Annotated in this window: 10 protein-coding genes; 5 read left to right on the top strand and 5 right to left on the bottom strand. The window is 71.2% G+C overall.

Annotated features, from left to right (window positions below):
* Positions 1–69: 69 nt before the first annotated feature.
* From HYE82_RS30080 to HYE82_RS30065, 4 genes are all read right to left on the bottom strand, one after another.
* Complete coding sequence (locus HYE82_RS30080) at positions 70–534, bottom strand: SseB family protein (RefSeq protein WP_179177349.1); 465 nt, start codon at positions 532–534, stop codon at positions 70–72.
* Between the two features lie 48 nt (positions 535–582).
* Positions 583–867: a DUF397 domain-containing protein gene (locus HYE82_RS30075; RefSeq protein WP_179177348.1), complete on the bottom strand. Its 285-nt coding sequence runs from the start codon at positions 865–867 to the stop codon at positions 583–585.
* 62 nt (positions 868–929) lie between these two features.
* A complete protein-coding gene (locus HYE82_RS30070) occupies positions 930–1,133 on the bottom strand; it encodes a DUF397 domain-containing protein (protein WP_179177347.1) in 204 nt (67 codons plus the stop codon).
* Complete coding sequence (locus HYE82_RS30065; protein WP_179177351.1) at positions 1,114–1,971, bottom strand: helix-turn-helix transcriptional regulator; 858 nt, start codon at positions 1,969–1,971, stop codon at positions 1,114–1,116. The genes HYE82_RS30070 and HYE82_RS30065 overlap by 20 nt, the downstream gene beginning before the upstream one ends.
* Before the next feature lie 113 nt (positions 1,972–2,084).
* Between HYE82_RS30065 and HYE82_RS38565 the strand changes: the two genes are divergently transcribed.
* From HYE82_RS38565 to HYE82_RS30045, 5 genes are all read left to right on the top strand, one after another.
* Complete coding sequence (locus tag HYE82_RS38565) at positions 2,085–2,297, top strand: hypothetical protein (protein ID WP_256987896.1); 213 nt, start codon at positions 2,085–2,087, stop codon at positions 2,295–2,297.
* Entirely contained in the window at positions 2,294–2,656 is a 363-nt protein-coding gene (locus tag HYE82_RS38560; protein ID WP_309144496.1) for an ATP-binding protein, read from the top strand. Before HYE82_RS38565 ends, HYE82_RS38560 begins: the two co-directional genes overlap by 4 nt.
* A 117-nt stretch (positions 2,657–2,773) precedes the next feature.
* On the top strand, positions 2,774–4,603 hold the full coding sequence (locus HYE82_RS30055) for an acyl-CoA dehydrogenase (protein WP_179177345.1): 1,830 nt from the start codon (positions 2,774–2,776) through the stop codon (positions 4,601–4,603).
* Positions 4,604–4,747: 144 nt separating this feature from the next.
* Positions 4,748–5,506 (top strand): hypothetical protein, encoded by a 759-nt coding sequence (locus tag HYE82_RS30050; protein WP_179177344.1) that lies wholly within the window; start codon positions 4,748–4,750, stop codon positions 5,504–5,506.
* Positions 5,507–5,614: 108 nt separating this feature from the next.
* Positions 5,615–6,913, top strand: a complete 1,299-nt coding sequence (locus tag HYE82_RS30045) for a M18 family aminopeptidase (RefSeq protein ID WP_179177343.1) — start codon at positions 5,615–5,617, stop codon at positions 6,911–6,913.
* Between the two features lie 147 nt (positions 6,914–7,060).
* Here HYE82_RS30045 and HYE82_RS30040 read toward each other — a convergent pair.
* On the bottom strand, positions 7,061–8,894 hold a 1,834-nt coding region (locus tag HYE82_RS30040), incomplete at its 5' end, for an NHL domain-containing thioredoxin family protein (protein WP_256987895.1).

Below are 8,894 nucleotides of genomic sequence, written 5' to 3'. Positions count from 1 at the left end.
GCAGCGTAAGATGTGTATAAGAGAAAGGTACGCGCCCCCGCGCGCCCCTGCTGCCCCCGTGCGGGGTGCTCAGCCGTACATGCGGCGCATCGCGAAGTCGACCATCTGCTCGACGGCCTTCGCGTCGAAGACCATGCGGTGGTCGCCCTCCATGTCGAGGACGAAGCCGTAGCCGGTGGGCAGCAGGTCGATCACCTCGGCGCCGGTGATGACGAAGTACTTGGACTCCTTGCCGGCGTACCGGCGGAGCTCCTTGAGCGTGGTGAACATGGGGATGACCGGCTGCTGCGTGTTGTGCAGCGCCAGGAAGCCCGGGGTGTCGCCGCGCGGGCAGTAGACCTTCGAGGTGGCGAAGACCTGCTGGAAGTCCTCGGCGGACAGCGACCCGGTCGTGAAGGCGCGCACCGCGTCCGCGAGGGAGGGCGGGGACGGCTCGGGGTACAGCGGCTGCTCGTACCCGGCCCCGGGCATCGGCTGCTGGGGCTGGGCGTACTGCTGCTGCTGGGCACCCGGGTTCTGGTCGTAGCCGTACATGTCGGCCAGCCTACCGAGGGCGGGTGCCCGCCCAGCGCCCGGATCCGGTCAAGAGGCCCCCTTGATCCCGTCCACGAACGACCCCCAGGCCCCAGCGGTCACGATGATCACCGGCCCGGTGGGCCGCTTGGAGTCCCGGACGGGGACGACTCCGGCGACGCCGTCAGCGACTTCTACGCAGAGCCCTTCCGGTGCGGTGCTGTAGCTGCTCTTCCGCCACTGGGCGGCGCCGAGGAAGCCCTCGGCTACCTCAACGCACTCACCACCACTGCCGTTGCTGTAGCTGCTCTTCCGCCAGCGCGCGGAGGCCACGTCAAAGTCGATGCTTGCCATTTCGGAGTCCTCCGCGAGCAGCCACCGGTCGCCGGGGCGGCCCGCCCGTTGTCGAGATCCGGTCAGGGTGCCCTGAGGGCGGCGACGAAGGGCACCCACGCCGCCGTGGTGACGACGATGACGCCCCCGTCGGGCCTCTTGGAGTCCCGCACGGGGACCAGCCCGGGCAGCCCGTCGGCGACCTCGACGCAGGTGCCTCCGTCGCTGTTGGTGTAGCTGCTCGTACGCCAGCGGGCGGCGCTCAAGTCAATGTGGCTGCTTGCCATTTCGATAGTCCTCTGCGGCCGCTTCGATCATGGCGAGGGACGCCTCTGGCGGCAGCGCGGCGGCCCTCAGCAGATCGTACGACCTCCGATACCGCTTCACGAGGGCCGGATCGTCGATGGTGACACCACTGTGCAGGGACTCCGTGTAGACCAGCGGCTGCGCGTCGCTGAAGGTCATGATGATGGAAGTGCCAGCCGACATGAAAGGGTGCGCTCCGGCGTTCCACGGCATGATCTGTGGAACGATCCGCTGACGTCGGCCCAAGCAGATGACACGGTCGAGTTGCTCCGCCATCTGCCCTGGCGGAAGGACCGGCAGCCGCAGCAAAGATTCGTGCAGGATTACCCAATACTCCGGCGTCGTGTGGTCGTCCTCGAAGAGGCTGGCCCGCCGAAGTCGGGCCTGGACCTTCACATCGGTCTCCTCGCAGCGTTCAAGCGGGCGTTCCGCCCGGGCGAGGGCGCGTGCGTAGGCCTCCGTCTGCAACAGACCCGGGAAGGCGGTAGGGCACCATTCCTCGATCGTTTCAGCCAGCTTCTCGGCCTCCAGAACCTTCTCCGCGTACCTGGCATGGCCGACGCTCCGGGCCTTGCGGACGTCTTCGCAGCGTCGCGCGAAAAAGCCGTCCGTCCGCAACACCTGATCCACATGGCGCGCCAGGTCCTCCGGCATGCGCCGCTGGCCACGCTCGATCTCGCTCAGGTAGCTGACTCCGTAGAAGATGCCCTCCACCGTCTGCTGAAGGGTGAGGCCCGCCGCCTCTCTCTTCCAGCGCAGCTCGTTGCCGTAGAAGGCCGGCACGCTCACCGAGCCGTCGATGTCCTTACGCGCGGCCACCATCGCCCGCCCTTCCACACTTCGCACTGTGGAGCCCGAAACCCTTCCCACGCTACGCCGACCCCCGCCAGCCTGTGAGCGGTTCGTCACAGTCCGCACAGGAAGGCCCCCCCATGAGCCAGCACCCCGCCGATCACCAGGCGATCGACGCCCTGATCGAGCTGCGCGCGGCCCTCGCCGCGCACGGGATCACGCTGCCCTCCCTCGACCTCCACCTCCCCTCCTACGCCGGGACGTACGGGACCCCGCCCCTCATCGCGCTCGGCAACTGCAACGCCGGCACCGCCGCCCGTCTCGCCGCCGCCCTCCGGGCGGGCCGCCGGTGAGGCCGTTCGCCGTCGGGCTGCTCGCCGTGCCGAAGGCGGTCCCGGAGCTCCGGCTCGCCGTGCGCGAGCACCTCGGCAGGCCGTGTCCGGAGCTCCAGCTCTGCGTCACCGAGCTGCTGACCAACGTGATCGCCCACGTCGGGGAGGGCACGCCCGTCACCCTGCGGATCACCGGAAGGGCACCCCGCACCCTGCGGGTCGAGCTCACCGATCCCGATCCGCGGGCCTGGCCCGTCCTGCGCCGCACGACCGGCGCCGACGAGTCCGGGCGGGGACTGGCCCTGCTGGACGCCGTGGCGCTGCGGTGGGGTGTCGTCCAGGGGGGCGACGGCACCAAGACGGTCTGGTGCGAGCTTTGACGCTGGTCACAGTGGCCGGACAAGGGTTGCTTCTTATTACCGACGGGTAGCATCATTACGTTACCGATTGGTATGTACGAGGAACCTGTCTTCCCGAGCCTTAACGGAGCCGTCGCCATGGGGCACTACAAGTCGAATCTCCGCGACATCGAGTTCAACCTCTTCGAGGTCCTCGGCCGCGACAAGCTGTACGGCACCGGCCCGTTCGGCGAGATGGACACCGAGACCGCCAAGAGCATCCTGTCCGAGATCGCCCGCCTCGCCGAGAACGAGCTGGCCGAGTCCTTCGCGGACGCCGACCGCAACCCGCCGGTCTTCGACCCGGCCACCAACACGGCTCCGGTCCCCGCCTCCTTCAAGAAGAGCTACAACGCCTTCATGGAGTCGGAGTACTGGCGGCTCGGCCTGCCCGAGGAGATCGGCGGCACCACCTCGCCCCGCTCCCTGATCTGGGCCTACGCGGAACTGCTGCTCGGCTCGAACCCGGCCGTCTGGATGTACTCCTCCGGCCCGGCCTTCGCCGGCGTCCTCCACGCCGAGGGCAACGAGGCGCAGAAGCGCGTCGCGCAGATCGCCGTCGAGAAGCGCTGGGGCTCCACCATGGTCCTGACCGAGCCGGACGCCGGCTCGGACGTCGGCGCCGGCCGCACCAAGGCCATCCAGCAGGAGGACGGCTCCTGGCACATCGAGGGCGTCAAGCGCTTCATCACGTCCGGTGAGCACGACATGGAGGAGAACATCCTCCACTACGTCCTCGCCCGCCCCGAGGGCCACGGCCCGGGCACCAAGGGCCTGTCGCTCTTCCTCGTCCCCAAGTTCCACTTCGACTGGGAGACCGGCGAGCTGGGCGAGCGCAACGGCGTCTACGCGACGAACGTCGAGCACAAGATGGGCCTCAAGGCCTCCAACACGTGCGAGATGACCTTCGGCGACAAGCACCCCGCCAAGGGCTGGCTGATCGGCGACAAGCACGACGGCATCCGCCAGATGTTCATGATCATCGAGTTCGCCCGCATGATGGTCGGCACGAAGGCGATCTCCACCCTCTCCACGGGCTACCTCAACGCCCTGGAGTACGCCAAGGAGCGCGTACAGGGCCCCGACCTGGCCAACTTCATGGACAAGACCGCGCCCAAGGTCACCATCACGCACCACCCTGACGTCCGCCGCTCGCTGATGACGCAGAAGGCGTACGCCGAGGGCATGCGCTCCCTCGTCCTCTACACGGCCTCCGTGCAGGACGACATCGCGGTCAAGGAGGCGGCCGGCGAGGACGCCAAGGCCCTGCACGGCCTGAACGACCTGCTGCTCCCGATCGTCAAGGGCTACGGCTCCGAGAAGGGCTACGAGCAGCTCGCCCAGTCGCTCCAGACCTTCGGCGGCTCCGGCTTCCTGCAGGAGTACCCGATCGAGCAGTACATCCGCGACGCCAAGATCGACACCCTGTACGAGGGCACCACCGCCATCCAGGGCCAGGACTTCTTCTTCCGGAAGATCGTCCGCGACCAGGGCGCCTCCCTGAACCTCCTCTCCGAGGAGATCAAGAAGTTCCTCGCCCAGAGCGAGGGCGGCGAGGACCTGGCCGGCGCCCGCGACGCGCTCGCCAAGGCCGCCGTCGACCTCGAAGGCATCGTCGGCCAGATGATCACCGACCTCACCGCCACCGGCGAGGACGTCAGGAACATCTACAAGGTCGGCCAGAACACCACCCGCCTGCTGATGGCCTCCGGTGACGTCGTCGTCGGATACCTGCTGCTCAAGGGCGCGGCCGTGGCCGCCGAGAAGCTGGCGTCGGGCGCCACCGGCAAGGACGTCGCCTTCTACCAGGGCAAGATCGCGGCCGCGAAGTTCTTCGCCTCGCAGATCCTGCCGGGCGTCTCGGTCCAGCGCGCGCTGGCCGAGGCCGTCGACAACTCCCTGATGGACCTCGACGAGGCCGTCTTCTAGTCCACGGCACACGCACCGCGGCCGGATCCTCGTGCGGGGGGTCCGGCCGCTCGCGTACCCGCGCCCGGCGGGCACCGGCGCCCGGCGGGGCGCTGCCACCTGCCGATTCCCGCGTTGTCGGTCCTTCGTGGCACGCTCGTAGGCATGAGTCCACAGGAGCAGCACGGCAGCAGCAGGGGGTACTCGGTCCCGACGGGGCGGCCGTACGCCCTCCGGGAGCTGCAGGCCGCCATCGGCAGCCTCGGCGACCACCTGAAGGAGCTCTACGACGGCGCCCACCCCGCCGAGTACGAGGCCGTCGCCGACGCCCTCTACACGGCCTTCCAGACCGCCGCCGGACTCGCCCCCGCCAAGAGCTACACCGGCTGCCCCGAGCACCCGAACGGCGCCCTCGACCCCGAGGCACCCGACGGCTGGGGCCGCTGCCTGATCTGCAACGACCGGCGCCGCCTCGGGCTGCGCGACCGCGGCGGCCGGGCCGGCCGGGCCGCCGCCGCCCGCCTCGCCGCCCCGCCCGCCGGGGAGCAGCGCCGGCTCGGCTACCCGGTGCCCGACCCGCCGTACACCCTCCAGGCGCTGCGCGACCACGTCCGCACCGTCGAGGACCGCCGCTTCCACCTGGCCCTCACCTCCCCCACCGACGACTTCGTACGCATCGCGGACGACCTCCACCGCGCGTTCATCGTGGCCCGCGAGCTGTCCCGGCCCCGCGGCGCCTCCGGCTGCTCCGAGCACCCCGGCGCGCCCGTCGACCCGGACGCGCCCCCGGGAGAGGCCTGTATCTTCTGCGCCGGACGCAAGAGACGCGCGCAGCGCTCCGCGACGGCCCCGGAGATGCTCCCGCGCATCCGCCGGGGCGAGCGCAGGCAGCTGCAGCGCCGATTCGAGCGGCCGCCGGGCTGAGAAGCCGCCGGAACCCGCGGACGACACGGCCCGCGGTTCCGGCGTCCCTCGACAGCGATCCGCCGCAGTCCGGCCAAGGCGAACAGGACCGTCGTTAAGGTGAACCACATGAGCTCTCCCGCCCGCTTCGACCGCGGCCACACCGACGATCTGATGACCTTCCTGACGGCCAGTCCGTCGCCGTACCACGCCGTGGCCAACGCGGCGAAGCGGCTGGAGAAGGCAGGGTTCAGGCAGGTGTCGGAGACGGACGCCTGGGACGCGGGCAGCGGGGGCCGGTTCGTGCTCCGCGGCGGCGCACTCATCGCCTGGTACGTCCCGGAGGGCGCGGCCGCGCACACCCCGTTCCGCATCATCGGCGCGCACACCGACTCGCCGAACCTCCGCGTCAAGCCGCTCCCTGACACGGGGTCAGTGGGCTGGCGGCAGATCGCCGTCGAGATCTACGGCGGGCCCCTCCTCAACACCTGGCTCGACCGCGACCTGGGCCTGGCCGGGCGGCTGACGCTGCGCGACGGCACCGAGCGGCTCGTCAACGTGGACCGTGCGCTGATGCGCGTACCGCAGCTGGCCATCCACCTGGACCGGGCCGTCAACAGCGACGGCCTCAAGCTCGACAAGCAGCGGCACATGCAGCCGATCTGGGGCCTGGGCGAGGTCCGCGAGGGCGACCTCATCGCGTTCCTGGAGGAGGAAGAGCGCCTGCCGCAGGGCTCGGTGGCGGGCTGGGACCTGATGGTCCACTCGATCGAGCTGGCCGCCTACCTGGGGCGCGACCGCGAGCTGGTGGCCGGGCCGCGCATGGACAACCTGGTCTCCGTGCACGCCGGGGTCGCGGCCCTGGCCGCCGTCTCGGCCAACGGCGGCGGCACGCTGGACCACATCCCGGTGCTGGCCGCGTTCGACCACGAGGAGAACGGCTCGCAGTCGGACACCGGCGCCGACGGCCCGCTCCTGGGGAACGTGCTGGAACGTTCCGTCTTCGCGCGCGGAGGCTCGTACGAGGACCGGGCACGCGCCCTCGCGGGCAGCATCTGCATCTCCTCCGACACCGGCCACGCCGTGCACCCCAACTACGCCGAACGGCACGACCCCACGCACCACCCGCGCGCCAACGGCGGTCCGATCCTCAAGGTCAACGTCAACCAGCGGTACGCGACGGACGGCAGCGGGAGGGCGGTGTTCGCCGCGGCCTGCGAGCGGGCCGGCGTGCCGTGGCAGACGTTCGTGTCGAACAACTCGATGCCCTGCGGCACGACGATCGGCCCCATCACCGCCGCACGGCACGGCATCCAGACCGTGGACATCGGCATCGCGATCCTGTCGATGCACAGCGCGCGCGAACTCTGCGGCGCGGAGGACCCGTACCTCCTCGCCAACGCCCTCGTCGCCTTCCTGGAGTCCTGACACACCCCGCCTCGATCGACCGGCCGACCGGATGACCGGATGACCGGATGACCGGATGACCGGGAACGCAGAACGCCCCCGCGCCGTGCGGGGGCGTCCCTGGTGGCTCCGTCGGCTCCGCTGGCTCCGTCGGCTCCGTCGGCTCCGTCAGGCGTCGAGGCCGGCGAGGACGAGGGGGAGGCGGGCGGCGCCGGTCGGGGTGAGGGTCAGCGGGACACCCCAGTCCTGCTGGTGGACGTGGCAGGCCGGGTACTCGTTGGCCGGGTCGTCGTCGCAGGACGCCGCCATCGCGGAGACGTGCAGGACGCCCCCGGCGACCTCCGGGTTGAGCTCCAGCTCCCGGGACAGGTCCGTGCCCGTGCCCTCCCCGGACAGCAGCAGCTCCGGCGGGGTCGAGGAGACCAGCAGCCGCGTCGACGGCCCGTAGCGGGTGTCGAGCTTCTGGCCGCTCGGCGCCTGGAAGACCACGTCGAGCCGGAGGGTGCCCGGGGCCACCTCGGTGGCGGCGCGCCGGGTGCGGTGGGCGACGCCGTCCACCCGTACCGCCTCCTCCGGCAGCCGCAGCCGGGTCAGCCGGTGCCGGGCCGACTCCACGACCACGATGTCCTCCCCGTCGAGGACGGCGGCGCTCGGCTCGCGCAGGTCGGTGGCCAGCGTGGTGACCTGGCCGGTCGCCGGGTCGAAGCGGCGCAGGGCGTGGTTGTACGTGTCGCACACCGCGACCGAGCCGTCGGGCAGGGCCGTCACCCCGAGCGGGTGCTGGAGCAGCGCCTGCGCCGCGTCGCCGTCCCGGTGCCCGAAGTCGAACAGGCCGGTCCCGACGGCGGTCCGCAGCACGTACCCGTCGGCGGCGCCGTCACCGTCGGCGTCGGCGGCGGCGGGCTCGACGTAGCGCAGGGCGCTGTTCTCGGAGTCTGCGATCCACAGCCGGTCCCCGGCGGCCGCGAGCCCGGACGGCTGCGCCAGCCAGCCTTCGAGGGCGGGCCCGTCGTGCAGGCCCTCGTTGGTCGTACCGGCGGCGACCTCCACGGTCCCGGTCTCCGGGTCCCACGTCCACAGCTGGTGGACGCCCGCCATGGCGATCCACACCCGGCCCTGCCACCAGGCCACGTCCCACGGCGAGGACAGGTCCACCTCCAGGGCCGGCCCGGAGGCGGGCGAGCCCTGCCACCACTGCCGGCCGGTGCCGGCGACGGTCTCCACGGCCCCCGTGGCCGGGTCGAAAGTGCGCAGCGCGTGGTTGACGGTGTCGGCGACCACGACCCGCCCGTCGGGCAGCAGCGCCAGGCCCTGCGGCTCGCTGAACGCGTCCGGCCCGAAGCCGCGCTCACCGCTGCCGATGCGGCGTACGACGGTCTCCCCGTCCGGGGCCAGCTCCACGAGCCGGTGCCGCGTCGAGTCCGACACGAGCAGGTTCCCGGACGGCAGGACGACTGCCTTCCCGGGGAACCGCAGCTCGCCCGCCACCGGCTCCGGCGCCACGTACGGCCCGTCGCCGCGGCGCAGGGTGCCCTTGGCCTCGTGCTCGGCCTCGAGCTCCTCGACCAGGCGCTGGATGGCGTGCGCGTGCCCCTCGCCGGCGTGCTGGGCGACGATGTACCCCTCCGGGTCGATCACGACGAGCGTGGGCCATGCCCGCACGGCGTACTGCTTCCAGGTGGCCAGCTCCGGGTCGTCCAGCACCGGGTGGTGCACCTCGTAGCGCTCGACGGCGTCGACGACGGCCGCGTGGTCGGCCTCGTGGACGAACTTCGGCGAGTGGACCCCGATGATCACGACGGTGTCGCGGTGCTTCTCCTCCAGCTCGCGCAGCTCGTCGAGGACGTGCAGGCAGTTGATGCAGCAGAACGTCCAAAAATCCAAGATCAATGTGCGACCTCGGAAGTCGGCGAGCTTCAGATCCTTCCCGCCGGTATTGATCCATCCGCCCTTGCCGATCAGCTCGGGGGCACGGACACGGGCACGGCGGGGCGCGGGGGTG

The organism is Streptomyces sp. BR123 (assembly GCF_013401435.1).
Taxonomy (GTDB): Bacteria; Actinomycetota; Actinomycetes; order Streptomycetales; family Streptomycetaceae; genus Streptomyces.
The sequence above is the reverse complement of the archived record's forward strand: the minus strand, read 5'-3'. Positions and strand labels throughout refer to the sequence as shown.